Source organism: Idiomarina sp. 29L, from assembly GCF_004123135.1.
Taxonomy (GTDB): domain Bacteria; phylum Pseudomonadota; class Gammaproteobacteria; order Enterobacterales; family Alteromonadaceae; genus Idiomarina.
Genome location: NZ_SDJS01000003.1, coordinates 77360 through 102672, shown reverse-complemented (window position 1 = coordinate 102672; position 25313 = coordinate 77360). Strand labels below are relative to the sequence as shown.

Here is a 25313-nt window from a genome sequence, read left to right as displayed (position 1 = left end):
GCAATAAATGCGCAAATGGTTCAACTTTTTCAATGATTTCAGACTATATTTTGGTTTTTGTCGAAAAAGTATCCAGTTACATTGCTTTTATCGCACAAATGCGTATAATCCGCAGCTCCTTCAAGGAACACCGCATTACTGATGAGGCAGCGGTCACCCTTGATTCGCGGGGTTGCAGCGCCTGATTCCAGTCCAGACAGTTTAGAGACTGACCACTGATTCCTGTTGCCGGGCCATAACCCCATATTTGTTTTGTTTGCCATGAGGCAAACGGGAATATAGTGAGACACAATTTATGTCAAAGACTCAAACGAGCCTGTCGTTCAGCGACATGGCCCTACCTTCTGCTGTGCTTGAACAACTGAACGCAATGGGTTTTGAAACCCCAACTCCTATTCAGCAGCAGTCAATCCCTGCTCTGTTAGAGGGTAATGATGTGTTAGGTGAAGCGCAAACTGGTACCGGTAAAACAGCCGCATTTGGTTTACCCGCGCTGGCCAAAATAGACCCTTCGCTGAAACAGACACAAGTCTTGGTGGTTACACCAACGCGTGAGCTGGCTATTCAGGTTGCTGAAGCGTTAGAAGGCTTTTCTAAGCAGATGCGTGGCGTCGGTGTTGCTACTGTTTATGGGGGTGCAGCTTTCGGTCCGCAGGTAAAAGCGCTAAAACAAGGTACCTCAATTGTTGTTGGTACGCCGGGTCGTCTTATCGACTTACTGAATAAAAACGTATTGCAACTGGACGGTTTGAAGGTTGCGGTATTAGATGAAGCCGACGAAATGCTCAACATGGGCTTCATTGAAGACATCGAAACTATTTTGAAAGGCGTACCTGAAAACGCACAGCGAGCGTTGTTTTCAGCAACTATGCCAAATGCTATTCGCAAACTGGCAAAAACGTTCTTAACGAACCCGTTGAACATTCAGATTGAAGCGGTTGCTCGTGAAAAAGCGACCATTAAGCAGAAAGCGTGGAAAGTTCAGGGCATGACGAAAATGACCGCTCTGACTCGCTTATTAGAAGTGACTCCGTACCAGCGTGCATTGATTTTCGTGCGTACGCGTCAGGACACTATGGATGTCGCTGAGTTATTACAACGTTCAGGATTCAAAGCGTCACCTTTAAGCGGCGACTTAAACCAGGCTCAACGTGAGCAAACGGTCAGTCAGTTGCGCAGTGGTCATATCGAAATTCTGGTTGCTACAGACGTTGTAGCACGTGGTTTGGATGTACCTGAAATTACCCACGTTATTAACTACGATTTACCGAGTGACACCGAGTCTTATGTTCACCGTATTGGTCGTACTGGTCGCGCGGGGCGTTCAGGTGAGGCTATCTTATTCTTCCGAGCAAAAGAGCGTCATTTATTGCGTCACTACGAGCGTTTAACCAACGCACCAGTAGAGTTCTTCGAAGTTCCAAATGCGAACCAGTTGAGCCAGCATCGCCAACAGCAATTACTGGAAAAGCTTCAGGCATCAATGCAAGCTGACAGCGCCCATGCTGATAGCGATAAACTGAAAAAATTATTGGGTCAGTGGCTGGAAAGTGGTGAGTTGTCAGCGGAAGATATTGCCTTGGCATTATTAACTGAACAGCACAAACAACGTCCATTGTTCCTGAAAGAAGACCGTCCAGTGCGTGAAATGCGCAGTGAACGTCCTGGCCGTAATGAACGTGGTGATAAGCGTAAACCTCGTGCGGAGCGTGGCGGACGTGCAGCCGATATCGACTTTGATACCTATAAAATTCAAGTGGGTAAAGAGCATGGTGCTCGTCCCGGAGACATCGTTGGCGCGATTGCAAACGAAGCCTCTATGGACAGCAAATACATCGGTCAAATTCAGTTGTTCGATAACCACTCGCTGGTTCAGTTGCCAAAAGGTATGCCGAAAGATGTTATGCACGTACTGAAAAAAGCGCGTGTTCGTCAGCAGCCAATGGGCCTTGAGCTAAGTGATGAGCAAGTGAAACGAGCGCCACGTCCACCGCGTGATCGTGACGCCCGTGGTCCTAAACGCCGTCAGGCAGGAAAGGGCGCAGCACGTCGTTTTAACTAATTAGAATGATTCACACCGGCCGGATGATCGACAATGATCATCTGGTCGATGTCATACCCCCATTCATTGGCTTTAGCGAGCGCATAATCTAAGTCCGGCTGAGAAACATTCGGTGTCCGCGACAAAAACCAGAAATACTCATGTGAATCGCTGGTGACTATTGCCTGTTGGTAATTATCATCTAACCAGCTTACGTAATAACCTCCATAAAACGGCCAGAAAAACGTTACTTGATAGGCCGCTTTCATGTTTTCAACTGGTTCTGCTTTGCCTATGGCTGTTTGCCATTCCTGGTTTTTCACATGAAAGCCGCGATTGGTAACTTCTAATGTGCCGTCACCATTTAAACGGTATTCAGCTGTAACGCCTTGCAAACCTTCCTCGAAGCTGTGTGGCATTCGGGCAATTTCGTACCACTTACCTAGATAACGGTCAGCGTCGAATTCGTCGACAACTTCAGCTACAGGAGTTGGTTGTGACTTGCAGGCACTCAGTAGCAAAGTGAGTAAAACTGCGGATAACCATTTGTTCATTGTGCGTCCTTGTTATAACTCGTTAATTGTATGCAAATAATGCTCGGCTTGTTTAATGAGCGCATTTTGCTCGTCATCAGACTTTTTGCTCCATACTTGATACATCATGCCCATTCTGGGGTTATTTTCAAAATGTTCTTTATGACGGTTAATAAAATGCCAGTATAGACTATTAAACGGGCAGGCTTTGTCACCGGTTTTTTTATTCGGGTTGTAGTGACACTGACCGCAATAGTGTCCCATTTTCTTCATATAATTTGCACTTGAGATGTAGGGCTTAGTTGCAATGAGCCCATTGTCAGCGTATTGGCTCATGCCCCGTGTGTTGGGCAGTTCCACCCATTCAATAGCGTCAATGTATATGCCGAGATACCAGTCATCGAGAGCGTCTGGAGAGACGCCCGCCAGAAGTGCGAAGTTGCCGGTTACCATTAATCTCTGTATGTGATGAGCGTAAGCGTAATCGAGTGACTGTCGGATAGAGTGATGCATACATGCCATTTTTGTTTCCGCATTCCAATAATATTCCGGAAGCGCTCGAGTATGGTTTAACGCATTGGTGTTTTTGTAGTTGGGCATAAATTTCCAGTAAATAGCTCTGACAAACTCTCGCCAACCAATAATTTGACGGACAAATCCTTCTATTTGCGAGAGGCTTATCGTGTCTTTGTTGTTGGACCAATGCTCAACGGCTGAGTGAACTACTTCTAATGGATGCAGCATTTTGGTGTTCAACGCGAAGGACAGACGGGAGTGGAAGAGACTCCAATGTGCCCCGGGCGTTATATTGTCAGTTGTCATTGTGTCCTGGTAACGGCCGAAATTCGGTAAGCCAAACTCACAGAAGTACGATAATAATTGTTGCGCTTGCTTTCTGTTTACCGGCCAAATAAGTTGCTTTGGATTAACGTTTCCCATTGTTTTGATATTCTGCTTCGAGAGCATGTTGTCGATATCCGAAACGTCATTAGCAAATACAAGAGGCTCGGGAACGTGTTGGTTTTTCGGCAGTTTTTTTTGGTTTTCTTTATCGAAGTTCCAGCGCCCGCCGATTGGTTTCCCACCCTCCATTAAAATCTCGTGTTCACTACGCACCTTGCGGTAGAAGGTTTCCATCAGATAATTGTCGGTATCTGGAAAGTAGTCTTTTAAAGCGTTTCGGCCAGTAAGGAAGTGCTCAGTATCAAACCACTTAATGACGATATTGTTGGCGCCTGCCCAGCTCTTTAGTTGATGGTCGAGTCGGTATTCGTCAGGTTGCTGGCACTCAATATGTTTTGCGCGAGTTTCTTCAAGCAACCAAAGCAGGTTCTTCGTGAGGCTTTGTTGGTTACGGGCATCGTCCAGTCTGAGATAAAAGATGCGATGGCCCGCTGATTCTAATGCGTTAGAAAAGTTACGCATGGCTTTAAAAAACGCCAATACCTTTTGCCGGTGATGCAACACGTAATCGGCTTCCTGCCCCAGCTCCATCATTACGTAAAGCGTTTCTGAGTTTTTTGTTTTAAACCAACGGTGGCGAGCATTTAATTGGTCACCTAATATCAGTCTTATTGTCTTCGCCTTCATTACGAGTCCATAACCAGAGTTAACTAAGGCCTAATACGCTGCTTGAGTTAATTCAGATTGGCGTACCGAAATTCGCTAAAATATGGCATTATGCGCGTTAGTTTAAGAGTCAGGAGTTTTTATGAGCCAGGTTGGAAATGCGGAGAATCAATCTCAGCAAAAGCCCGTTAATGTCATTTGTATAAAGTGGGGCAAAAAATACGGTCCCGATTATGTAAACACGTTGCACTCAATGGTGAGCCGCCATTTGAGCCGACCGTTTCGTTTTGTGTGCTTTACGGACGACTTCGATGGTATTAATGATGAGATTGAAGTAAAAGCTATTCCGAAAATTGGCTTTGAAGACTTCGACAAGCAAGTCCCTTGGACAAAAGCGCATGGCTGGTTGAAATTAACCTGCTTTGCAAACCCTCTTTATGACTTAGAGGGACCGACACTTTTTCTAGATCTCGACATCATCATTGTTGGCAGCTTGGACGAGTTTTTCGAGCCTGAAGGTGACTTCATGGTTATCAAGGAATGGGATAAGTCCGATGCAACAGGTAATACATCGGTATTTCGTTTTAATGTTGGTGCGCACGATGATGCGCTTGAGCACTTGAAGAAAGATCCTGACGCCGCTACCGCCGATGTTCGCAATGAGCAAGAGTACATTACGCACTTTGTTGACCGTCAGAACAAGTTGAAATACTGGCCGGAAAAATGGTGCCGTAGCTTTAAGCGACATTGCTTGCGTCCATTCCCTTTGAGCTTCTTCCAGGAGCCGCGTATTCCGGAAGAAGCAAAAGTGATTATTTTCCACGGAAAACCTCACCCGGACGACGCTTTAGAGGGCCGCAGCGGTAAATGGTATCGCAAGGTGTTGCCAACTAAGTGGATAGCTGAGTATTGGCGCTAACTGGCATGATGCTTTGGCTTTACGGATTAACATTACGGCTGGTCACTCCAGCCGTTTTTGTCTGGCTGTGGTTGCGCGGAAAAAAAGACCGTCGCTACCGCTCGCATTGGTCAGAGCGGCTGGCGCTGGATACTGTCAGTAGCACACTTGAGGGCTGTACGGTTATTCATAGTGTGTCGGTTGGCGAAACCCTGGCAGCAAAACGCTTAATTGAGCAATTTATCGCTCAATTTCCCGACCAAAAAGTGGTTATAACCTGCATGACGCCGACGGCACGGGCGCTTATTGAGAAGCATTTTGGCAATACTGTGAATTGCCGGTATTGGCCATTAGATACACCTGGCGCTGCAAAACGTTTTGTGACTAAACTAAAGCCGAAAGCCGTCTGGATTATGGAAACTGAGTTGTGGCCTCAAATGCTTAACCGACTGGCCATGAAAAACACGCCGGTGTGTTTGCTTAATGCTCGGCTTTCAGAGCGTTCCGCTGCAGGGTATAGACGTTTCCATTGTTTAATGAAGTCAGTTTGGCAACAGCTAGCCTTAGTTTCGGTACAAAATAGAGAAACGGCGCGTCGAATGAATGTACTGGGTGTGCCGAAAGAGCGTTTATTTGTCGATGGAAACCTCAAATACGATATTGAACTTAGTCAGACTGACAAATTAAAAGCGGATTCATGGAAAGAGAGTTCTGAAGGGCGCTTGGTTTGGCTGGGCAGCAGTACTCATCCCGGCGAGCACGAGCAGTTACTTGCGGCCCATAAAGCCATTCTTAATGAAGAGCCGGAAGCCTGTCTCATTATCGCGCCCAGACATCCTGAACAGTTTGAGGCGGTTGCAAAACTGGTCGAAGAAAGCTCAATGACACTGGCCAGGCGCAGTCAGTGTGAAACGATACCGAGTGACTGCGAGGTGTTTTTAGCGGACAGCATGGGCGAAATGATGCTCTGGGGGCAGTTAGCACCTGTGAGCTTTATTGGCGGCAGTTTAATTGAACGAGGAGGACATAACCCCCTTGAAGTTATTGCCGCTGGCTCCAATGTTATGTCTGGTAAACATGTTTTTAATTTCCCACAGGTTTATGGGGAGCTGGCAAAAGCCAGCGCGGTAAACTGGGTAGAAAGCATTGACGATATTGTCAAAACAATCAATAAGCTGCAGCAGCCAGCTGTCATGAAACAACAACATGATGCTGCTAAAGGTGTCTTAAAGACGCATCAGGGTGCAACGCAACGCGTGTTAGCGAGAGCACTGGAATATACTCTGACAGGAAGCGGTATGATAAAAACAGAGCAGAGTCCCCGCGGGCTTATTCGCTACGATAGCGACATTATTGAAGCAATTGAAGATAAGCACTTCACAGCACAGTACTGGCAACAGCAGAAAGCCATTGCGGGTAATTCAACCGGCCGGGCAACGGTTTGGTTTATTCAGCAGGGTGACTTGGGCTTGTTGCTACGTCACTATTACCGCGGTGGTTTAGTTGGGAAGATTAATAAAGACCGATTTTTAAGAGAGCCCGCTGAGAAAAGCAGGGCAATTTATGAGTTTGATTTGTTATTGAAGCTGCGTGAGAAAGGGCTTCCGGTTCCGAGACCGGTTGCGGCACGCATGGAAAAAACCGGTGTATTTAGTTACAAAGCCGATATCCTTGTCGAAGTCATTCCCGGAGCAGTGGATGTCTTTCGCTTACTGCGTGAAAAACAGTTGTCGGCAGAGCTTTGGCAAAAGCTTGGTGCGGTCATAAAGGAGCTGCACGATGCTGGTGTCTATCACTCAGACCTGAACTGCCATAACTTGATGTTAGATGACAACGACAAAGCGTGGATAGTGGACTTTGATAAATGTGACTTTCGTGAAGAGGGTGACTGGAAAGAAGCTAACATTCAGCGTTTATTGCGCTCTCTGAGAAAAGAAAAAGAGAAGAACGAAACTTTTTACTGGAAAGAATCTCGAGACTGGCCTGAGTTATTGACGGGATACCGTCGTTAAAACTGGCTTGTAATAAACAGACACAAAAAAGCCCCGGCGTTTTGGCGCCGGGGCTTTTATTATTACAGAAAGTCTGTCGCTATTATTCGCGAATTTGACCGTTACCGGTAACCACGAATTTTTCAGTCGTCAGCGCTTGTAAGCCCATTGGGCCATAAGCGTGCAGCTTACTGGTAGAAATACCAATTTCAGCACCTAAACCAAGCTGGCCACCGTCAGAAAAGCGTGATGATGCATTCGCCATGGTGACTGCTGAGTCAACTTCACGGATGAAACGCTTCGCTGTGTCATCGTTCTCAGTAACGATAACTTCAGTGTGACCACTGCCAAATTGCTGAATGTGCTCTAATGCTGCGTCGAAATCATCGACGGTGCGCACGGCAATTTCCAGTGCCAGGTATTCTTCACCGAACTGGTCATCGGCAATTTCATCAGCACCATCAAAATAACCGACTGAGCGTTTGTCCGCGTGAATAGTGACGTCTTTCTCACCGAGTGCTTTAGCGGCCATAGGCAGGAATTTATCGGCGACGTCTTGATGCACCAACAGACCCTCAAGCGCGTTGCAAACACCAGTGCGCTGAGTCTTGCCATTAAGCAAAATAGCCAGTGCCTTGTCAAGATCAGCGTCCTTATCGACATACAAGTGGCAAACACCTTTGTAATGCTGAATGACTGGAATTTTACTGGTGTCACTCACGTAGTGGATAAGACCTTCACCACCGCGAGGAATGACCAGATCAATGTAGTCTTTTTGCTGCAACAGCTCGGTCATTAATTCGCGATCGGGTGTTGGCACCACGGTAATAACATCTTTTGGCAAACCACTTTGCTCTAAAGCTTCATGTAATGCTTCGGCAATGGCTTTACTGCTTTCAATGGCTTCGCGACCACAACGCAGAATGACAGCATTACCAGACTTAAAGCACAGTGCACCCGCGTCTGCGGTTACATTAGGACGCGCTTCGTAAATCATGGCAATAACGCCAAGTGGAATACGCATCTTTTCAATCTTAAGACCGTTAGGACGCTCTTCCAGTATATAGCTGTCACCGACTGGATCTTTCAGGTTGATAATTTCTTCAATAGCAGACGCCATGCCTTCGACACGCTCTGGTATTAATTCCAGACGATCCATCATGGCATCGCTTAGGCCTTTTTCTTTGCCCGCTACCAAGTCTTTCTTATTCACTTCAATAATCTTGTCCTGGTGTGCGCGAATAGCGTCAGCCATTTTTTGCAGAACTTTGTTTTTGTTTGCTTCTGATAGCGTTGCTACGGCACGTGCCGCTTTGGCAGCGCGTTGTGAAATTTCTTTAGCTAATTGCTGGCTCATGAATCCTCCAAAATCATTAAATCGTCGCGATGAATCACTTCTGTGATTGGGCTATAGCCAAATTGCTCAGCAATGTCTTCCGTCTGCTGTCCTTTAATATGCATAAGCTCGTGAGAGCTATACTGGCAGATGCCCTTCGCTATAGCGTCTGTGTCATTTGCACTGCGCACCAACACAGCGTCGCCGCGATCAAAGTCACCTTGTACATCAACGATGCCTGAACTGAGTAACGATGCACCGTTTTCAATCAGCGCTTTTTCTGCGCCTTCGTCTACTAATATTTCGCCCTGTGCAACCAGGGTGTGTCTTAACCAATGCTTTTTATTGCTAATTGGATCAGATTGGCGACGGAAAAGTGTTCCCGGAATTTCGCCTTGTAGTAAAGATTCGAAGGTTTCGCCTTTACCACCATTAACAATGTAAGTGTCGATACCATGCGACGTTGCTTTCTCAGCAGCTTCAATCTTCGTGCGCATACCACCGGTGCCCACATCGCTCACTGAGCCGCCCGCTAATGAATAGATGCTTTCATCTATTTGCTCAACCACTGGTATTTTCTTCGCGTCAGGGTTGAGGTTCGGGTCGGCGTCGTATAACCCATCAATGTCTGAGCAAATAAAGAGCGCATCAGCGTCGACAAGTGTAGCGACCATTGCAGACAGGTTGTCGTTGTCGCCAACTTTCATTTCGTCAGTAGCAAGCGCATCGTTTTCATTCACAACAGGCAAAATGTTGTGTTCTAACAATCTATTGAGTGTGTTTTTGATGCTGACATAACGAGCTCTGTCGCGTAAGTCACTATGCGTCATGAGTAGCTGAGCGCAGGGGAAATCGAAAAAGCGCGACCAGTATCCCATCATTTCATTTTGGCCAACTGCCGACATTGCTTTACGAACAGCGACAGGTACTTTTTTATGTTCGAAATGAATATGCTTGCGGCCGGCAGCAACGCTACCAGAAGAAACTAAAACTACTTCTTGTCCGCGTTCATGACACTCGTTAATGAAACGAGCTATGGGTAGTAAAAATTTGGTGCTAACCCCAGTTTCATCTGGCGCGATGAGCGCACTCCCCACTTTCAGTACGGCTCTTCGCCAGGATGGCGCTTTCATAAAGACTCCCTTTTGTTGAATTCGTTAGTAGTCTAACAGATTGCCCGAATGAGCTCCAGTAACGCCCATAAGTTATAACTATTGTCAATATATTAGAGAATCATAGAAATTGACAAGAAAAATAAAAAAGCCCCTTTAAATAAGGGGCTCTGGCATAGGTAAAGGGCGGTTAGATGCTAGCTTTCAGGCGGTGTATAGCCTTCAATATGGACGTCCTTATGCTCGAACAAAAAGTCAGTCATTTGTTTCTCTAAAAACTCTCTGTCGTTTGGATCCATCATATTCAAGCGCTTTTCATTAATCAGCATGGTTTGCTTTTTTTGCCACTCGGCCCAGGCTTCCTTTGAAATATGGTTGAAAATGCGCTCACCCAGCTCGCCGGGGTATAACTGAAAGTCCAGGCCCTCGGCGTCTTTTTGTAAATATTCGCAAAATACAGTACGGCTCATAATTCGCTCGCTTATTTGTTCAGTTCTTTAAGTAGTTTAACGGTTGGAGCGGCAAAGCCCAACTGCTGTTCCGAATCCAGACTAAACCACATCGACTGGCCAGACTCACTAGCCCAACTTACTTTCTCAGAGAGATTAATGATGACTGGAAGACAGTCTAAATGAAAGTGGCTGAATGTGTGTCTAAATTCAGTCAGTGGTTTGCTCGATTCAGCAGTAACCCCCAGTTTGTCGAGAAGACGTTCTACGTCGTTACTTGTTTGCGCCTGAGGGAAGCCCCAGAGTCCACCCCAAATACCTTGTTGCGGATTTTTTTGTAGCAAGACTTCGTTGCCGCATTTAATCATTAACAGCTGAGTCGTCTTTACCGGTTTTGCTTTTTTCGGCTTTTTGCCCGGGTAAAGCTCAATAGTATTGTTGGCAAATGCTTCGCAAGTTGCTGAGATAGGACAGCGGTGACACTCAGGTCTTGTTCGAGTACAGACAGTAGCCCCAATATCCATCATAGCTTGGTTATAGTTGTCGCACTCTTCCTCGGGGGTTAATTCATCACTGAATTCCCATAGACGTTTTTGCACCGATGCTTTTCCCGGCCAGCCGTCAATGGCAAAGTGTCTGGTCAGAACACGTTTAACGTTACCGTCGAGAATGGGGGCGTATAGTCCGTGCCCCAAAGACAAAATAGCACCCGCTGTGGAGCGGCCTATTCCGGGTAATTCTTCGAGAGCTTCAACAGTAGTTGGAAACTGGCCGTTCAAGTCCTGACTGATAATTTGTGCGGCTTTATGCAAATTTCGGGCTCTGGCGTAGTAGCCAAGCCCGGTCCAGAGGCTTAGTATGTGATCCTGCTCGGCCTTTGCCAACGTATGAATGTTCGGAAAGTCATTCATAAATCGTTGAAAGTAAGGGATGACGGTCGTGACTTGAGTTTGCTGTAGCATAATTTCCGACACCCAAACCTTATAAGGCGTCTTACTTTGCTGCCATGGCAAATGCTTACGACCAAATTGGTGATACCACTTAAGGACTTTGCTACTAAATGACTGAGTCAACTGTAAATCTCTGCAAATGGAAATGACTTATAAAAAAATTGTACTACGCTTTACATCATAAACAGTCTCTCATATTTAGAGCTGATTTGTTATTGCATCGAAAAGGAGATTTGCAATGAAAGCAGTAAACTTAATTACCCTATCTTTAATTGCTGCGGGCTTAACAGCACCAGTTTTTGCACAACAAACGCAAGCCGAAAAAGATGACTTCTATTTAGGCGCACGCTTAGGCGTATTCTCGGCAGACGATGATCGCGTTGCAGTCGACAATAACCAGTTATTCTTCGTTGATGACGGCTTTAAAACCTTTACGTCAGGCATTGAAGCCGGCTACATGATGACTGAGGCCTGGGAAGCTCGTATTTATTATGACTACATGGAAGCCGACTTAGTAGGCGGCGGTGATGCCTATGGTGATAGTTATGGTGTGGACGCTCTTTATCATTTTAATGACAGCGTTTATGCGGGTTTAGGTGTTAATAATACCGAGATAGGCGAGGTAACGGATGTTGCGGCTCGTGCCACGGTGGGTCATCGGAGCTTCATTAACGACAACTTAGCATGGCGTATTGAAGGTGGTGTTCAGCGCGGCTGGGAAGAAGACTACACAGAGATGTTTGCCAACATTGGCTTACAATGGTTCTTTGGTGGTCGTGACGCAAGCCCTGAACCGCGTCCAAGACCAGAGCCGCAGAAGGCTGCACCGGCACCAGAACCTAAGCCAGAGCCAAAACCTGTAGACTCGGACGGTGATGGTGTTATTGATGCGAATGATAAATGTGCGAATACGCCAAAAGATTACTCTGTAGATGAAGATGGCTGCATTTTGTATGAAAACGAAACCATCACTGAAGAGCTGTTGGTTGAGTTCGACCTGAACTCGTCAAAAATTCGTGATAATGCCTATGACGATATTGAAGAAATGGCAGAGTTCATGAAAGAGCATCCGCAGCTAGATATCACTATTCATGGCCACACTGACAGTACTGGTGAAGCTGACTACAACCAGTGGTTGTCTGAAAAGCGTGCACAGTCGGTAGCTACTGCGTTAGTAAATCGTTACGGTATTGAGAAAAGCCGAGTGAAGTCGAAAGGCCATGGCGAGTCTCAACCAAAAGTACGTGAAAACAGTGCAGCTGATCGCCAAGCCAACCGCCGTATTGAAGCGACTTTAAAAGTAGTCAACCGCGTACCGAAAGAGCGTAAATAGTACGTTGTATTGATAGGTTGAAACAGCGATAATATCGCACGAGATATAAACAGGCCTGATTATTCAGGCCTGTTTTTTTGGTGTTAGCTGTTATCAATGGTTTAGGTACTGATGAGTCATTTTAAAAGTGCGGAAGAAGCTGCTGCGGCAGGGAAGTATGTAAGGACTGTGCGTAGCTTTGTTAAGCGCGAAGGGCGTTTAACTAAAGGTCAGGCGGGAGCCATAGAGCGACAGTGGCCTAAAATGGGTCTGTCATTGGCTGACGAAATGCTGAGTTTTAAAGACGTTTTTAACCGCGAAGCCCCTGTTACTCTGGAAATAGGTTTTGGCATGGGTCACTCGTTAGTTGCAATGGCTGAGACTGATCCTGAGCGCAACTTTATTGGCATCGAAGTCCACGAACCTGGCGTTGGCGCGTGTTTAATGGCTGCTGAAGAAGCGGGATTGAGTAATTTGCGTGTTTTTCATGAAGACGCCGTAGAGGTTCTCAAGCAGTGTGTGCCTGACAAAAGCCTTAACTGTGTGCAGGTGTTCTTTCCTGACCCATGGCACAAGAAACGCCATCACAAACGCCGAATCATACAACCAGAGTTTGTTGAACTGCTTGTTCAGAAGCTAGAGTCTGGTGGCATTATTCATTTAGCAACAGATTGGGAAAACTACGCAGAACACATGCTTGAAGTGCTGAATGGTAGCAGTGCACTGACTAACTTATCCGCATCGGGTGACTACATACCAAGACCTGATAGCCGGCCAAAAACTAAATTTGAACGTCGCGGTGAAGGCAAAGGGCATGGCGTTTGGGATCTACAGTTTAAGGTCGCTGAATAATAAGAGAAAACGCTTCTCGAATTAGTCGAGAAGCGTATCTAAAACCGAGTTTAAAAAACGGTGGCCTTTGGGTGTTAGTTCCCAGGCCGCCCCGTGTTCTGTTAAAAGCTCCAACCCCAGGGCTTTATCCAGTTGCTTCGATGCATGTGACGAAGGTAAGCCTGTCGTGTCCTCAAAACGTTGCTTAGAAACCGGCTCCATCAAGCGAAACTGGTTCATAAAGAACTCAAAGGTTACATCCTCTTTAGCCACTTCATTAAGTTTGTAGCGCAGTGGTTTGGTTAAATCGAGATAGCCTTTGGGGTGTTTAATTTTTTCGCAGCGAATGATGCGCTGTTGCTGTTCCAGCGTGATCTTACTATGCGCGCCGCAGCCAATACCCAGGTAGTCGCCGAACTGCCAGTAATTGCGGTTATGGCGACTCTGGTGGCTGGGTTTAGAATAAGCACTCACTTCATACTGCCGATAACCCGCCGCTTCCAGAAGTTCATGCCCCCTTTGATAAATCGCCCAGAGCGTCTCTTCATCCGGGAGCTGAGGAGGCGAGCTTGCAAACAAGGTATTAGGTTCAATGGTGAGCTGATACCAGGAAATATGCGGCGGGTTCAGGGCAATCACTTGTTTTAAGTCATCCATAGCGGCCTCTACGGATTGATCGGGAAGGCCGTGCATTAAGTCTAAATTGAAGCTTTTTAACGGTAATCGTGAGGCATGAGCTGCAGCCTCCTTCGCTTGTGCAGGGTCGTGTATCCGCCCCAGTCGTAACAGCTGCTCTGATTGCAGGCTTTGTACCCCTATGGACAGACGAGTGATGCCCGCTTTTACAAAATCAGCAAACTTTTCGGTTTCAAAAGTTCCCGGATTGGCTTCCATGGTAACTTCGCAATCATCCGTCAAGACAAGTAATTGCCGAATGCCATCCATGAGTGACTGCATGGCTGCCGCACTGAACACACTGGGTGTGCCGCCACCAATAAATATCGACGTAATCTCTCTTCCCTGTACCCAACCTAAATCGGCTCGTAAGTCATCGAGTAGTCGGGCTACGTACTCTCGCTCGGGAATTTCCCCCGACAGCTTGTGCGAATTGAAATCGCAATACGGACACTTTTGTATGCACCACGGGATATGAACGTAGAGGGACAGAGGCGGTAACTGGAGTTTAGGTGTGGACATTAACTGAATTGACTCAATAGCTGTTTTAACGCTTGACCACGATGGCTGAGCTTCTGCTTTACTAACGGCTCTAACTCTGCCGCTGAACACTTGTGCTGCTCAACCCAAAATATCGGGTCGTACCCGAAACCGTTGGTACCCTGTGGTGAGGTTAAAATGGAGCCGTGCCACATGCCATGGCAAATGAGCGGCGTCGGGTCTTCTGCGCTTTTCATATAAACCAACACACAATGGAATTGCGCTTGCCGGCCTTCGCTCGGTACGTTCGACAATGCCTGTAATAGCTTTTCGATGTTGTCACTATCCGATGCGTCTGCACCAGCGTATCGGGCAGAGTAAACGCCCGGGGCGCCGTTCAAAGCATCAACTGCCAGACCGGAGTCATCAGCTATGGCTGGAAGGCCAGTCTTATCACACGCATGTCGAGCCTTAATGATGGCATTTTCGACAAAAGTAGTGCCGGTTTCTTCGGCCTCTTCAAACGACCAGTTCGACTGAGGCAATACTTGCCAGTCTGAGGTGTTCGCATTGCCAGCCAGCATTGCCTGTAATTCTTTGACTTTGCCTGGGTTTCCCGTTGCTAGTACGATTTCTTTTGCCGTTGCCATAATTAATACCTCATACCTATTCGGCGCACAGGATATCGGTTTTTACCGTATTTTGAAATCTTCACAAAGAAAATGCGCAAAGCTGTTATGATGAAATGAGAAAAGCAATAAAAAAGGAGCGGTTAGTTGGACTCTGCGAATACTCTAATTCTGCTGTGCGGTTTATTGTTGGTTGTTAGCATTTTGGCCGCGGTTTTATCGAATCGTTTAGGCGCTCCGGTACTTCTGACCTTCTTGTTGGTTGGAATGCTAGCCGGTGAGCAGGGTATTTTAGGTGTCGAATTCAATAATCCCGACATTGCCTTTTTTATTGGCTCGGCGGCATTGGTTATTATTCTCTTCGATGGCGGTATGCGAACTCACCCTGAGCGTTTTCGTGTGGCGCTCTGGCCGGCAATCAGTCTGGCAACCATAGGTGTGGCATTAACCTGTACTATTGTTGCTACGTCGGCCGTTTACTTCTTTAATCTGCCTTGGCCTGCTGCTTTATTGATGGGGGCCATTCTCAGTTCTACCGATGCCGCTGCAGTATTTGGTATTTTCCAGTCTCGAGGTCTGCAAATTAAAGAACGTGTTGCTTCAACACTTGAAATAGAATCGGGCAGTAACGACCCAATGGCTGTTATTTTGACTCTCACTATGACGGCAGCGGTTGCCAGTGGCACGATGACTGAATGGCATTGGATGGCGTTAGATATAATCTGGCAGCTTACCGGAGGCTTGGCAATTGGCTGGTTAGGGGGGCGCCTGTTTATTATCGCCGCTCGAAAGCTTCCTTTGAGTTTTAGTTTTTTCCCGCTGCTTGCTGTTGCCTGCGCAATCACTATCTATGCATTAACCGCTAAGCTGCACGCGAGTGGTTTTTTAGCGGTTTATCTAATGGGATTTGTCATTGGCAATGGGCGGTTACCCCAGCTTGTTCATATTCTGCAAGTTCAGGATGGCCTGGCCTGGTTAAGTCAAATGGCCATGTTCCTTATTCTGGGTCTATTAGTTGTACCGTCCCACTTAGTGGCGAACGCGCCTATTGCGATAGGTATTGCGGTGGCACTTATTTTCGTCGCCAGACCGCTGGCGGTGATTATCAGCTTATTGCCCTTTAGTTTCCCCTGGCGAGAGCAAATGTTTATAAGCTGGGTAGGGTTAAGAGGGGCGGTACCTATTATTCTTGCGCTGTTTCCATGGTTAAGTGGTGTGCCGAATCAACAGCTCTATTTCGATATTGCTTTTGTGGTGGTTATGATATCGCTCATTATTCAAGGCTGGACGATTGCTCCCGTGGCTCGCTGGCTTGGGCTTGAAGTGCCTTTAAAGGCACAGCCGCAGCAGCGTATGCCTCTATCGTCGGTGCCAAGCTCTGAGTCGCTTGAAGTATGGCTATATCGTATTGATAAAACATCACCGGCCTGCGACCGAACATGGAAAGATCTTAAACTAACGGCCCCAGCGACCTTTGTTGGAATTATACGGGAAGGAGAGTGGTTACAGCCGGAAACCCAACCGATGGTGCAGGAGGGTGATGGCTTGCTTGTCGCCGCTACTGTAAAAGATATTGATGAAGTCAGTCGAATTCTTGCGTCAGGCGGTAAAGGACTGAAAGTGAACGAAAAAGAGTTCTTCGGTGACTTTACTCTTAAAGGAGACTTAACCCTGGCTGATGTCGGTAGTTTCTACCCACTGGGCGATTTGGACGAGGGCTTGCTAAGTACCACTATTGCGGACTACTTCTCGCAGAAATTCCACCGGCGGGTGGTTATTGGTGACAAGGTCAGGTTGGGGGATGTTGTGTTAACGGTACGAAACGTTAGCGAAACCGGCGATATCCAGTCTATTGGTGTTAAACCGGTGAGTAACTAGGTCAAAAGTCAGTCGTTCAACCAGAATTCCTGGTTGAATTTTAAGGTTTGCTCGTCGCCAATATTAATGGTGAAACGCAAGGTTTCGGCGTTGGTGTAGTCAAACTGAGTAATGTAGTACACCGCTTCTGCCTCAGTAATTTTCTGAAACTCCAACGATTGAACCTGACCAAGGGGATTCACAACCTGGCCCGTAACTTCCAGCTCTTGCGGCGCTTGTGTATTTTTATCAAGCACGGATATGTTCAGCACACCTTTAGAAGCACTTCGGGTAATACCGTAGGTAGCTGCAACTTTAGGTGCTAAAAAAGTGGAAGTAAAAGCACTGTAGTGAACATCCCAGTTGCCTAAAGTCTGTTTTTGTTCTGCGTATGTTGCGCTCGAAAAAACGGCAACAAAGGCAACACTTAACGCAAACAGGGTACTTTTCAACATAACTTTTACTCCCACCTTATGTTTTATTAACTGAGCTTATACGCCAATTAAAATACGCAAAAATTGCAACGCAATAATGGCGACAAGCACCGACAAGTCGAGGCCGCCTAGTGGCGGTATAACCTTGCGGATAGGTGCTAAAACTGGCTCAGTTATTTGGTGCAGCATGGCTTCAACGGGGTTATACCCTTGTGAGAACCAGCTTAGAATCGCCCGTATAATCAGCACCCAGAACAACATCGACAAGAAGCTGCTAATGGTTGCCAGTACGCCTTGAATGACAATAACCAAAGCGCCTGCAGCGAGACCGTTCAGCCACACCAAGGCGGCGACTTTGAGGATTCCTAGCGCCAAAGCGAGCAGCAGGCTTGCCGTGTCGAGTGAACCGACACTGGGCATAAAGCTTCTAAGCGGACCAACAATAGGTTGTGTCGCCTTATAAACGAACTGACTGACCGGATTATAAAAATCCGCTTTGGTCAGCTGCATCCAAAGTCGTAACAAAACAATGATCAGGTAAAGATCAATGAGTGTGGCGACTAAAAACGTAAGCGCGTTATTCATTACTGGCTCCTAGAAGAGTTTCGCCATTTCCTGATTACGGTTAACAGCGGCTTTGACCGCTTTGTCTGAAATGCCGTGCAAGTCAGCCTCTTGGTAGGCTTCCACTCCTTTTGCAGTAGAGCCTCCTTTGCTGGTTACCTGTTTGCGCAAGTCTTCCAGCGACAAGTCGCTTTCTTTCGCCATTTGTGCGGCACCTAAACAGGTTTGTTGTACCATTTCGCGAGCTTTGGCGGCATCAAAGCCAAGTGCCGTGGCTGCTTTTGCCAAGCTATCCATAAACTCGAAGAAATACGCTGGACCACTACCGGCAACCGCACCCAGAATATCGAGCTGATCTTCGTCGGAAACCCACAAGGTTTCACCCACACCGTTGAACGCTTCAGTGACAAAGTCTTTGTCTGCCTGATCGACTGAGTCGTCAGTGACTAAGCCTGACATACCCTGACCAACTAGCGATGGCGTATTTGGCATGACGCGAATAATGCGAATGCGCTCGCCTAAATACTCGCGATACTTCGGAATACGGATACCTGCCGCAATAGTAATAATAAGTTTATCACTCAAATTGCTGACGTTTTCACGTAAGTGTGTGCACACTTCAGACATCAGCTGAGGTTTCACTGCAAGCACGATAGCGTCCGCTTTTTCGACCACTTCCAGGTTGTCATTGCTGGTATTAACACCCAGCTCCGATTTCATTTTCTCAAGCTTTGCGTCACTTGGGTTACTGACCCAGACTTTGTCAGCAGGGTAACCACTTTTACACATACCACCGACAATACTTTGTGTCATATTACCGGCACCAATAAACGCAATGTTGCGAATGTCTTTCATTATGACTCCCGTTGTCCAAAAATTGCTGTTCCAATACGTACCATATTAGCACCCTCGAGCACGGCTTGTCGCATATCGCCGCTCATTCCCATCGAGAGGGTGTCAATTTGCTCACCATACACCGCTTGCAGCTGCTGATAGAGCTGGCGCATTTTGGCGAAACTGCCTTTGCGCTCCTGCTCTGATGTCCCTGCTTTTAAAATGGTCATTAGACCCCTCAGCTTCAGGTTTTCGCAGTTACTGACGAAGCGAGCCAGGGCTTCTACATCATTTGGTGATAACCCTGACTTATTGTCGTCGTCATCAATATTCACTTGCAACAACACGTTCAACGGATCGCTATCGACCGGTCGCTGATCGTTCAGGCGACGCGCAATTTTTTCTCTTTCAATGCTTTGCACCCAGTCAAAATGCTCGGCAACGTCTTTTGTTTTATTGGACTGTAATGGACCAATAAAATGCCATTGCAAGTGGTTAAAACCTTCAGCCTGCAATTGCTGAATCTTAGCGACACCTTCCTGTACGTAGTTTTCACCAAAGTGTATTTGCCCCGCGTCAGCTGCGGCTTTAATGGCATCAATGGAATGCTTTTTGCTGACAGCCAGCAATTGGACTGGTTGTTGGTCGTCAGATTCCTCGCTTAATATCTTTAATTGCTGACGGAGGTTAACAAGGTTATTTTGTATTTTTTCTGATACCTTAATAGTCATAGCAATCGTCATCTCATTGATTCAGGGACAGGATATGAATGTTAGCGAATTACTCGCCTTTAGTGTGAAACAAAACGCTTCCGACTTACATTTGTCGTCAGGAAGTCCGCCTATGATAAGAGTGGATGGGGACATTCGCCCTTTAAATCAACCCAAGCATTCGGCTGAAGAGTTGAAAAGCGATTTATTTGCGATAATGACCGAGTCGCAGCAGGATGAGTTTAATTCGCGCTTTGAATGTGACTTTTCTTTTGAAATAGATGGCGTTGCACGTTTCCGTGCCAATGTTTTTACGCAGCGAAAAGGCATTGCTGCCGCGTTTCGAATGATTCCAAATGAAGTCACAACGCTGGATGAGTTGGAAGCTCCGGCAAGCTTTACGGACATTATTGATGCGCCCCGAGGCTTAGTTTTAGTGACCGGCCCGACGGGCTCTGGTAAGTCTACGACTTTAGCGGCGATGGTGAATCATATTAACCAGACCCGTTCGCAGCATATTTTAACCATTGAAGACCCTATTGAGTTTGTGCATGACAACCAGAAAAGTTTGGTGAGTCAGCGAGAAGTGCATCGCGATACCCGAAGCTTTAGTGCGGCGTTGCGCTCGGCTTTACGGGAAGACCCGGATGTAATTCTGGTGGGTGAAATGCGTGACCTGGAGACCATTCGGTTGGCGATGACTGCCGCTGAAACCGGACACCTAGTGTTAGGCACGCTGCATACAACGTCAGCACCAAAAACTATAGACCGCATTATTGATGTGTTCCCGGGCGACGACAAACCGATGATTCGCTCAATGTTGTCGGAGTCTTTGCGGGCGGTTATCTCACAAACCTTGTTGAAACGCGTTGGCGGTGGGCGAGTCGCAGCGCATGAAATTATGGTATCGACGCCAGCCATTAAAAACCTGATTCGCGAAGACAAAGTGGCGCAAATGTACTCAGCCATCCAAACCGGTGCTGAAAAGGGGATGCAAACTTTGGATCAAGCCCTCAAGAAATTGGTGTCACGTGGCGATATAGACGCAGAGGAGGCGCGTCGCTGCGCTGCAAATAAAGAGGACTTCTGATGCGTTGTTGCCGACTGTTGAGCACTCAATCGATGATTACCCAGCTAATACTGGGCGTTTCACTGTTGTTCTTTGTCGCAGCCAGCCAAGCTCAGCAGAGCACTCGGGTGGCTTTTGGTTGTTGCATGGACCACAGCAGTCGGCAAGAGGTTTGGGATGCGGTAAATCATGCGCAGCCAGAGGTTTTCGTGTTTCTCGGTAATACATTAGATGTTGAAGCGGATGACATGGATGACTTGCTTGACGCTTATGACGTCTTTAACCGCTTCCGTGGGCCTCGAGTGCTGCGGCGCGGTTCAGCAGTGATGTCGGTTTGGAATAAAACCGACTACAGCATTGATGGGAATGGAGGTAAGAACAATCCTCAACGTTACGCCGTGCGCAACCACTTTTTGACCTTTTGGCGGGAGCCGGCAACCTCTGAGCGACTGTTTCAGGAACATGGTATTGCGAAAAGCGTTATTTTTGGCAATGAGCCGCAGCGGGTGCAGGTTATTGTACTCGATGGTCGCTGGAACCGTGACGAGTTAGAGCAAGTCGGCTGGATGGAACGACAAACGCGTCGCTTTAACGCTGATTTAGGACCTTATCAACCGAACCGAGCGGGCGACTTGCTTGGCAATAAGCAGTGGCAATGGCTGAAAGAGCAGCTGCAAAAGCCTGCTGAAGTGAGAGTTTTATTCAGCGCGACGCCAATATTGGCACCGGCTAACGGCTATGATAGCTGGTCAATGTTTCCTAAAGAGCAGGACAGATTGAAGTCTGTTCTGCAAGAGTTGGAGCCGTCGGGACTCATCCTCGGTGTTGGTGATCGCTTGTTTGGCGAGTTTTCAAAAGCTGATGATTATTTGCCGTACCCGCTTTGGCAGGTCACCGCAGGCAGCATTAATTTAGGGAGCGACACCCCTTATTCGTCCGTATACAGAGACGGACAAGCTTATGAAGATAGTCGTTATGGTCAAATAGAGGTGATTTGGAAAGAGCAGCCGGAACTGGTTTTAACGCTCCGTGACGTTGATGGTCGGCCGCTCGATAGCCGTCGCTTACCCCTTAGTGAACTGCAGGCAAACTAGGGAGTAAAGTGGCATAACTTTTTGACTCTGGCGAGTCACAGCCGCAAAAATCAGGTAAAATAGCGGTAATTGTCGGTAAAAAGCATCATCGGTGAGCAGTATGCGGGTATTAGGTATAGAAACGTCTTGTGATGAAACAGGTATTGCGGTGTATGACACTGAAAAAGGGCTGCTGGCTCATCAGTTGTATTCGCAAGTCAAACTGCATGCTGACTACGGTGGTGTGGTGCCTGAGCTGGCGTCGCGAGATCACGTACGTAAAACGTTGCCGTTGGTGAAAGCCGCACTGCAAGAAGCAGGGTTAACACCGAAAGACTTGGATGGCGTGGCTTATACTAAAGGACCCGGTCTAGTCGGTGCGTTGTTAGTCGGCTCCTGCATAGGCCGAAGCCTGGCATTTGGATGGGGGCTTCCGGCGGTTGGTGTACACCATATGGAAGGCCATTTGTTGGCGCCTATGTTGGAAGACGATCAACCCGAATTTCCGTTTGTCGCCTTATTAGTGTCGGGCGGACACACGCAACTGGTTCAGGTCAAAGGTATTGGTGATTATGAGTTGCTGGGCGAGTCTGTCGATGACGCTGCTGGAGAAGCCTTTGATAAAACTGCCAAACTGATGGGTCTTGATTACCCTGGCGGACCCAGACTTGCAGCACTGGCTGAAAAAGGTGAGAGTGATCGCTTCACGTTCCCAAGACCGATGACAGACCGTCCCGGTTTAAACTTTTCATTCAGTGGCTTAAAAACCTTTGCTGCCAATACATTAGCGGCGAATGACAACAGCGAACAAACACTGGCGGATATTGCCCGGGCGTTCGAGGATGCGGTTGTTGATACCTTACTTATTAAATGCCGTCGTGCGTTAAAGCAAACGGGCTATAAGCGACTGGTCATAGCTGGTGGAGTAAGTGCTAACAAACACTTGCGAGCCGAACTCGAAAAGTTAATGAAAAAACTAAACGGTCGCGTGTTTTATCCTCGCACTGAATTTTGTACTGACAATGGTGCCATGATTGCGCTTGCCGGCGCTTTACGTTTGCAGGCGGGAGAGCGCGAAGCATTGAGCATTAAGACACATCCGCGCTGGCCAATGACTAACTTAGAACCGATGCAGGTGACCAAACCAACAGCGGCTACTGACGGCGTTTAAAACCTTTTTCCTGACCGGAAGTCAGGCGCACGATATTTGATTGATGTCGCCACAAAATTAACAGAGAAATCATAATAACCGGCACAGTGTATTGCGGTTTTATCCAATACGCATAAAAAGGCGCCAGACAGACAGTCACTAATGCAGCAAGCGAAGAGACTTTGCTTATTTTGAAGACCACTAGCCAGGTCGCAATAAGCAGCAGTGCCATTTCCCAGGCAACCGGAAACATGGCGCCTAATGCCGTAGCGACAGCTTTGCCACCGCGAAAGTGAAAATACAACGGGAAAATATGGCCCAGACAGGCTGCCACCGCTATTAGTCCCAAGAAAAAGGGCTCTATACCTAAAAAGTATGAGCCCCAAACCGGCACCATGCCTTTTAATACATCAAACCAGAGTGTGAGCAAGGCAGGAATTTTTCCACCAACCCGATAAACATTAGTCGCTCCCGGGTTTCCGGAACCTTCTTTACGAGGATCAGGCAAACCCCATAGTTTACAGATAAGCACAGCGCTACTGATAGAGCCTAAGAGGTAGGCTGTTAGAATCATCAGTATGGTTAACGCTGTCATAGGGTACGAATCCCTCTTTTGTTAGGGTAGACTGCGGTTTAAAATTCAGGTTTATAGAATAAGCGGTTTTTTCCGCAATTACTATGGGGTGAGTGAAAATGGAACAAGCGGATATCGATGTGGTTAGCATTGAAGGCCTCAGCGTCGACACCATTATAGGTGTGTATGACTGGGAGAAAGAGAAGAAGCAAACACTCACTTTAGATATTCAAATGAGCTGGGATAACCAAACCGCCGCGAAGTCCGATGACTTGAACGACGCTCTGGATTACGCCTTAGTCAGTGAAAAAGTGACTCAATGGGTTGCTGAAAAGCCGCGTCAGTTAATTGAAACGGTAGCCGAAGGCGTTGCCAGCTTAATTCTCAATGAATTTGGCGTGCAGAATGTCGAAGTAAAAGTGTCGAAGCCCGGTGCTGTTCCTAACGCTGCGAATGTTGCAGTGACGGTTCGTCGCAGTGTTTTCGACAGTCCGTTCGGATAAGGGGTTAGTGTGGCAGTTGTCTTTTTGGGACTCGGCTCTAATATCGATAAAGAGCAGCATATTTTGTCCGGTTTAAGGGCATTAGCCGATAGCTTTACTTATCAACGGCGCTCTCGTGTTTTTTTGAGCGAGGCGGTAGGTTTTAAGGGTAGTGACTTTTACAACCTTGTCGTGGAAGTCACGACCCAGCTGCCGGTAGAAAAGGTATTAGAGCACTGCAAGCGCATTGAGCAAGAGAATGGGCGCAAGCCCGATAGCGCGAAGTACAGCCCGCGATCGTTAGACATTGACGTGTTACTTTACGATGACATGGTGCGAGAAAAAGCACCACAGCTGCCCCGCCACGAAATAACTGAGAATGCGTTTGTGCTTTGGCCTTTGGCGGAAATAGCCGAAAACAGACAGCACCCGGTTTTGAAGAAAACTTACGGCGCAATGTGGCGCCAATATTGCGAACAGTCTGAACAGCAAAATTTAACTCCGCTGGAAAATACGGACTGGCTTAAAGAGTTTGCCTAAGTTCGTTAGCCAGTGTTTCCAGTCGCTTTTCTTTAATGGCAAGCCCAAGCTGCTTACCTGTATAACCTTTTTCAATCAGTGACTGCGGGCTTACTTCAGCAGCTTTTAACGCGGCTTGTGTTAGCTGACGGCTTTGATCAGCTATGTTTTCAGAAAACTCTGTGTGTTCATGTTCTAACTCACGCAATAACAGCAACTGTTGCAGCTTTTCCGGGCGGCGCCAGTAGTCAATAGACTGCAATGTTTCAGCAAATTGCCCGGCGGTTGGCAACGTCTTTGAAAGAATGACGTCACTATTTCGCTCGGCAAGTAAAGCGGCATCACGGTATTCATTCGGTATCGCCAGGACCTTACAAAAGTGGGGGATATCCTCAACAGGCGAGTCGGCAATAAACAAACTCGCAAAAACAAGCGGTTTAGTCAGCTTAGGTTCAGCAATGCGGAATTGAGCGGCATTGCGCAGGCGATCCAAATTACTGCTCTTAGCATTGAACTGTTTAAGTACCTGTTTTAGCCCGTCAATATCAGCCAGGGTACTCAGAAATACGTCCGGGTTACCTGTGCCTAATGACTTTTCCCACTCCAGCCAGACGCGCTCTGGTGTCAATGCTTCGAGCTCGCCAGAGTGAGCTATCTTGGTCAGTAGCTCATGGGTTTCATCGGCAATGGTGAAGCCTAAATGCTTAAAACGCGCAGCAAAGCGGGCAACGCGAAGTACTCTTAACGGATCTTCCTCGAACGCTGGTGACACGTGGCGCAGCGTTTTCTGTTCAATATCATGCTGACCGCCATAGGGATCGATCAGCTGGCCTTGCTCGTCTTCGGCTATGGCATTGATAGTAAGGTCGCGGCGCACCAAATCGTCTTCTAAAGTGACATCCGGTGAAGCGAATACATCAAAGCCTTTGTAGCCTTTGCCATTTTTACGCTCAGTGCGGGCGAGAGCGTACTCTTCTCGGGTCAGTGGGTGCAAAAATACCGGGAAGTCTTTTCCCACTTGCTGGAAGCCCTGGTCGAGCATTTGTTGTGGCGTTGCGCCAACAACGACCCAGTCGCGCTCGTGAACGTCCAGTCCCAGTAATTTATCGCGAACGGCACCGCCGACTAAATAGGTCTGCACTCATGACTCCCGGTTAAACTTAATTCTTAGTGAAAGTGATCATCGCTAATCACTGGTGGATGTGCAAGCAAGTCGTTACACTGTTGGTTAAATAATAATA

25 protein-coding genes are annotated in these 25313 nt (G+C 47.3%); 11 read left to right on the top strand and 14 right to left on the bottom strand.

Annotation, left to right across the window (positions count from 1 at the left end):
- Positions 1–295: 295 nt before the first annotated feature.
- Positions 296–2062, top strand: a complete 1767-nt coding sequence (locus EST55_RS07875) for a DEAD/DEAH box helicase (protein WP_129497080.1) — start codon at positions 296–298, stop codon at positions 2060–2062.
- Here the strand turns inward: EST55_RS07875 and EST55_RS07870 are convergent.
- On the bottom strand, positions 2059–2595 hold the full coding sequence (locus tag EST55_RS07870; protein ID WP_129497079.1) for a lipocalin family protein: 537 nt from the start codon (positions 2593–2595) through the stop codon (positions 2059–2061). The two genes, EST55_RS07875 and EST55_RS07870, sit on opposite strands and share 4 nt — an antisense overlap.
- A 12-nt stretch (positions 2596–2607) precedes the next feature.
- Positions 2608–4164, bottom strand: a complete 1557-nt coding sequence (locus EST55_RS07865) for a cryptochrome/photolyase family protein (RefSeq protein ID WP_129497078.1) — start codon at positions 4162–4164, stop codon at positions 2608–2610.
- Between the two features lie 121 nt (positions 4165–4285).
- Between EST55_RS07865 and EST55_RS07860 the strand changes: the two genes are divergently transcribed.
- Positions 4286–5062 carry a glycosyltransferase gene (locus tag EST55_RS07860; RefSeq protein ID WP_129497077.1) on the top strand — a complete coding sequence of 259 codons (777 nt, stop codon included), beginning with the start codon at positions 4286–4288 and terminating at the stop codon, positions 5060–5062.
- A gap of 5 nt (positions 5063–5067) precedes the next feature.
- Positions 5068–7053, top strand: coding sequence for a 3-deoxy-D-manno-octulosonic acid kinase (locus EST55_RS07855; RefSeq protein WP_129497076.1), 1986 nt, complete (start codon positions 5068–5070; stop codon positions 7051–7053).
- An 82-nt stretch (positions 7054–7135) separates the two neighbouring features.
- Here EST55_RS07855 and EST55_RS07850 read toward each other — a convergent pair whose 3' ends face one another.
- The 4 genes from EST55_RS07850 to mutY all read right to left on the bottom strand — a co-directional run bounded on the left by EST55_RS07850 (position 7136) and on the right by mutY (position 11002).
- Complete coding sequence (locus EST55_RS07850; protein ID WP_129497075.1) at positions 7136–8389, bottom strand: glutamate-5-semialdehyde dehydrogenase; 1254 nt, start codon at positions 8387–8389, stop codon at positions 7136–7138.
- Positions 8386–9501: a glutamate 5-kinase gene (proB, locus tag EST55_RS07845; protein WP_088767633.1), complete on the bottom strand. Its 1116-nt coding sequence runs from the start codon at positions 9499–9501 to the stop codon at positions 8386–8388. The genes EST55_RS07850 and proB overlap by 4 nt, the downstream gene beginning before the upstream one ends.
- A gap of 176 nt (positions 9502–9677) precedes the next feature.
- A complete protein-coding gene (locus tag EST55_RS07840) occupies positions 9678–9950 on the bottom strand; it encodes an oxidative damage protection protein (RefSeq protein WP_088767634.1) in 273 nt (90 codons plus the stop codon).
- Positions 9951–9961: 11 nt separating this feature from the next.
- On the bottom strand, positions 9962–11002 hold the full coding sequence (gene mutY / locus EST55_RS07835) for an A/G-specific adenine glycosylase (protein WP_129497074.1): 1041 nt from the start codon (positions 11000–11002) through the stop codon (positions 9962–9964).
- A 115-nt stretch (positions 11003–11117) separates the two neighbouring features.
- Between mutY and EST55_RS07830 the strand changes: the two genes are divergently transcribed.
- Positions 11118–12212 (top strand): OmpA family protein, encoded by a 1095-nt coding sequence (locus EST55_RS07830; RefSeq protein ID WP_129497073.1) that lies wholly within the window; start codon positions 11118–11120, stop codon positions 12210–12212.
- Positions 12213–12323: 111 nt separating this feature from the next.
- Entirely contained in the window at positions 12324–13043 is a 720-nt protein-coding gene (gene trmB, locus EST55_RS07825; protein ID WP_129497072.1) for a tRNA (guanosine(46)-N7)-methyltransferase TrmB, read from the top strand.
- A gap of 21 nt (positions 13044–13064) precedes the next feature.
- Here trmB and hemW read toward each other — a convergent pair whose 3' ends face one another.
- Positions 13065–14219 carry a radical SAM family heme chaperone HemW gene (gene hemW, locus EST55_RS07820; RefSeq protein WP_129497071.1) on the bottom strand — a complete coding sequence of 385 codons (1155 nt, stop codon included), beginning with the start codon at positions 14217–14219 and terminating at the stop codon, positions 13065–13067.
- A complete protein-coding gene (rdgB, locus tag EST55_RS07815; protein WP_129497070.1) occupies positions 14219–14827 on the bottom strand; it encodes an RdgB/HAM1 family non-canonical purine NTP pyrophosphatase in 609 nt (202 codons plus the stop codon). Before rdgB ends, hemW begins: the two co-directional genes overlap by 1 nt.
- A 126-nt stretch (positions 14828–14953) precedes the next feature.
- Between rdgB and EST55_RS07810 the strand changes: the two genes are divergently transcribed.
- Positions 14954–16684, top strand: a complete 1731-nt coding sequence (locus tag EST55_RS07810; RefSeq protein ID WP_129497069.1) for a potassium/proton antiporter — start codon at positions 14954–14956, stop codon at positions 16682–16684.
- A gap of 8 nt (positions 16685–16692) precedes the next feature.
- Here the strand turns inward: EST55_RS07810 and EST55_RS07805 are convergent, their stop codons facing one another.
- Genes EST55_RS07805 through EST55_RS07790 form a run of 4 tightly spaced genes read right to left on the bottom strand, consistent with a single transcriptional unit; the run spans position 16693 to position 19226 of the window.
- Positions 16693–17118 (bottom strand): DUF4426 domain-containing protein, encoded by a 426-nt coding sequence (locus EST55_RS07805; RefSeq protein ID WP_129497068.1) that lies wholly within the window; start codon positions 17116–17118, stop codon positions 16693–16695.
- Between the two features lie 36 nt (positions 17119–17154).
- Positions 17155–17682 (bottom strand): YggT family protein, encoded by a 528-nt coding sequence (locus tag EST55_RS07800; RefSeq protein ID WP_058576102.1) that lies wholly within the window; start codon positions 17680–17682, stop codon positions 17155–17157.
- Positions 17683–17691: 9 nt separating this feature from the next.
- Positions 17692–18516 (bottom strand): pyrroline-5-carboxylate reductase, encoded by an 825-nt coding sequence (gene proC, locus EST55_RS07795; protein ID WP_129497067.1) that lies wholly within the window; start codon positions 18514–18516, stop codon positions 17692–17694.
- The gene (locus tag EST55_RS07790) at positions 18516–19226 is read right to left on the bottom strand and encodes a YggS family pyridoxal phosphate-dependent enzyme (protein WP_129497066.1); all 711 of its coding nucleotides are present in this window, start codon (positions 19224–19226) and stop codon (positions 18516–18518) included. The genes proC and EST55_RS07790 overlap by 1 nt, the downstream gene beginning before the upstream one ends.
- A 34-nt stretch (positions 19227–19260) precedes the next feature.
- Between EST55_RS07790 and EST55_RS07785 the strand changes: the two genes are divergently transcribed.
- The 3 genes from EST55_RS07785 (at position 19261) to tsaD (ending at position 22518) form a co-directional block, all read left to right on the top strand.
- Positions 19261–20295 (top strand): type IV pilus twitching motility protein PilT, encoded by a 1035-nt coding sequence (locus tag EST55_RS07785; RefSeq protein WP_129497065.1) that lies wholly within the window; start codon positions 19261–19263, stop codon positions 20293–20295.
- 32 nt (positions 20296–20327) lie between these two features.
- Positions 20328–21368 carry a phosphodiesterase gene (locus EST55_RS07780; protein ID WP_129497064.1) on the top strand — a complete coding sequence of 347 codons (1041 nt, stop codon included), beginning with the start codon at positions 20328–20330 and terminating at the stop codon, positions 21366–21368.
- A gap of 100 nt (positions 21369–21468) precedes the next feature.
- Positions 21469–22518, top strand: coding sequence for a tRNA (adenosine(37)-N6)-threonylcarbamoyltransferase complex transferase subunit TsaD (tsaD, locus tag EST55_RS07775; RefSeq protein ID WP_129497063.1), 1050 nt, complete (start codon positions 21469–21471; stop codon positions 22516–22518).
- Here tsaD and plsY read toward each other — a convergent pair.
- On the bottom strand, positions 22502–23092 hold the full coding sequence (plsY, locus tag EST55_RS07770; protein ID WP_088767647.1) for a glycerol-3-phosphate 1-O-acyltransferase PlsY: 591 nt from the start codon (positions 23090–23092) through the stop codon (positions 22502–22504). The genes tsaD and plsY overlap by 17 nt on opposite strands.
- 98 nt (positions 23093–23190) lie before the next feature.
- Here plsY and folB point away from each other — a divergent pair, with 98 nt between their 5' ends.
- Together folB and folK are read left to right on the top strand one after the other, a co-directional pair.
- Positions 23191–23574, top strand: coding sequence for a dihydroneopterin aldolase (folB, locus tag EST55_RS07765; protein ID WP_058576106.1), 384 nt, complete (start codon positions 23191–23193; stop codon positions 23572–23574).
- 9 nt (positions 23575–23583) lie between these two features.
- Positions 23584–24093 (top strand): 2-amino-4-hydroxy-6-hydroxymethyldihydropteridine diphosphokinase, encoded by a 510-nt coding sequence (folK, locus tag EST55_RS07760; RefSeq protein WP_129497062.1) that lies wholly within the window; start codon positions 23584–23586, stop codon positions 24091–24093.
- On the opposite strand, the gene EST55_RS07755 is transcribed toward folK, so the two are convergent.
- Positions 24077–25213, bottom strand: a complete 1137-nt coding sequence (locus EST55_RS07755) for a multifunctional CCA tRNA nucleotidyl transferase/2'3'-cyclic phosphodiesterase/2'nucleotidase/phosphatase (RefSeq protein WP_129497061.1) — start codon at positions 25211–25213, stop codon at positions 24077–24079. The two genes, folK and EST55_RS07755, sit on opposite strands and share 17 nt — an antisense overlap.
- Positions 25214–25313 lie beyond the last annotated feature (100 nt).

Excerpts from the sequence above, each read along its gene's own strand:
- EST55_RS07875 (WP_129497080.1), top strand. The coding sequence starts at position 296 with ATGTCAAAGACTCAAACGAGCCTGTCGTTCAGCGACATGGCCCTACCT.
- EST55_RS07870 (WP_129497079.1), bottom strand. The coding sequence starts at position 2,595 with ATGAACAAATGGTTATCCGCAGTTTTACTCACTTTGCTACTGAGTGCC.
- EST55_RS07865 (WP_129497078.1), bottom strand. The coding sequence starts at position 4,164 with ATGAAGGCGAAGACAATAAGACTGATATTAGGTGACCAATTAAATGCT.
- EST55_RS07860 (WP_129497077.1), top strand. The coding sequence starts at position 4,286 with ATGAGCCAGGTTGGAAATGCGGAGAATCAATCTCAGCAAAAGCCCGTT.
- EST55_RS07855 (WP_129497076.1), top strand. The coding sequence starts at position 5,068 with ATGATGCTTTGGCTTTACGGATTAACATTACGGCTGGTCACTCCAGCC.
- EST55_RS07850 (WP_129497075.1), bottom strand. The coding sequence starts at position 8,389 with ATGAGCCAGCAATTAGCTAAAGAAATTTCACAACGCGCTGCCAAAGCG.
- proB (WP_088767633.1), bottom strand. The coding sequence starts at position 9,501 with ATGAAAGCGCCATCCTGGCGAAGAGCCGTACTGAAAGTGGGGAGTGCG.
- EST55_RS07840 (WP_088767634.1), bottom strand. The coding sequence starts at position 9,950 with ATGAGCCGTACTGTATTTTGCGAATATTTACAAAAAGACGCCGAGGGC.
- EST55_RS07830 (WP_129497073.1), top strand. The coding sequence starts at position 11,118 with ATGAAAGCAGTAAACTTAATTACCCTATCTTTAATTGCTGCGGGCTTA.
- trmB (WP_129497072.1), top strand. The coding sequence starts at position 12,324 with ATGAGTCATTTTAAAAGTGCGGAAGAAGCTGCTGCGGCAGGGAAGTAT.
- hemW (WP_129497071.1), bottom strand. The coding sequence starts at position 14,219 with ATGTCCACACCTAAACTCCAGTTACCGCCTCTGTCCCTCTACGTTCAT.
- rdgB (WP_129497070.1), bottom strand. The coding sequence starts at position 14,827 with ATGGCAACGGCAAAAGAAATCGTACTAGCAACGGGAAACCCAGGCAAA.
- EST55_RS07805 (WP_129497068.1), bottom strand. The coding sequence starts at position 17,118 with ATGTTGAAAAGTACCCTGTTTGCGTTAAGTGTTGCCTTTGTTGCCGTT.
- EST55_RS07800 (WP_058576102.1), bottom strand. The coding sequence starts at position 17,682 with ATGAATAACGCGCTTACGTTTTTAGTCGCCACACTCATTGATCTTTAC.
- proC (WP_129497067.1), bottom strand. The coding sequence starts at position 18,516 with ATGAAAGACATTCGCAACATTGCGTTTATTGGTGCCGGTAATATGACA.
- EST55_RS07790 (WP_129497066.1), bottom strand. The coding sequence starts at position 19,226 with ATGACTATTAAGGTATCAGAAAAAATACAAAATAACCTTGTTAACCTC.
- EST55_RS07785 (WP_129497065.1), top strand. The coding sequence starts at position 19,261 with ATGAATGTTAGCGAATTACTCGCCTTTAGTGTGAAACAAAACGCTTCC.
- EST55_RS07780 (WP_129497064.1), top strand. The coding sequence starts at position 20,328 with ATGATTACCCAGCTAATACTGGGCGTTTCACTGTTGTTCTTTGTCGCA.
- tsaD (WP_129497063.1), top strand. The coding sequence starts at position 21,469 with ATGCGGGTATTAGGTATAGAAACGTCTTGTGATGAAACAGGTATTGCG.
- plsY (WP_088767647.1), bottom strand. The coding sequence starts at position 23,092 with ATGACAGCGTTAACCATACTGATGATTCTAACAGCCTACCTCTTAGGC.
- folB (WP_058576106.1), top strand. The coding sequence starts at position 23,191 with ATGGAACAAGCGGATATCGATGTGGTTAGCATTGAAGGCCTCAGCGTC.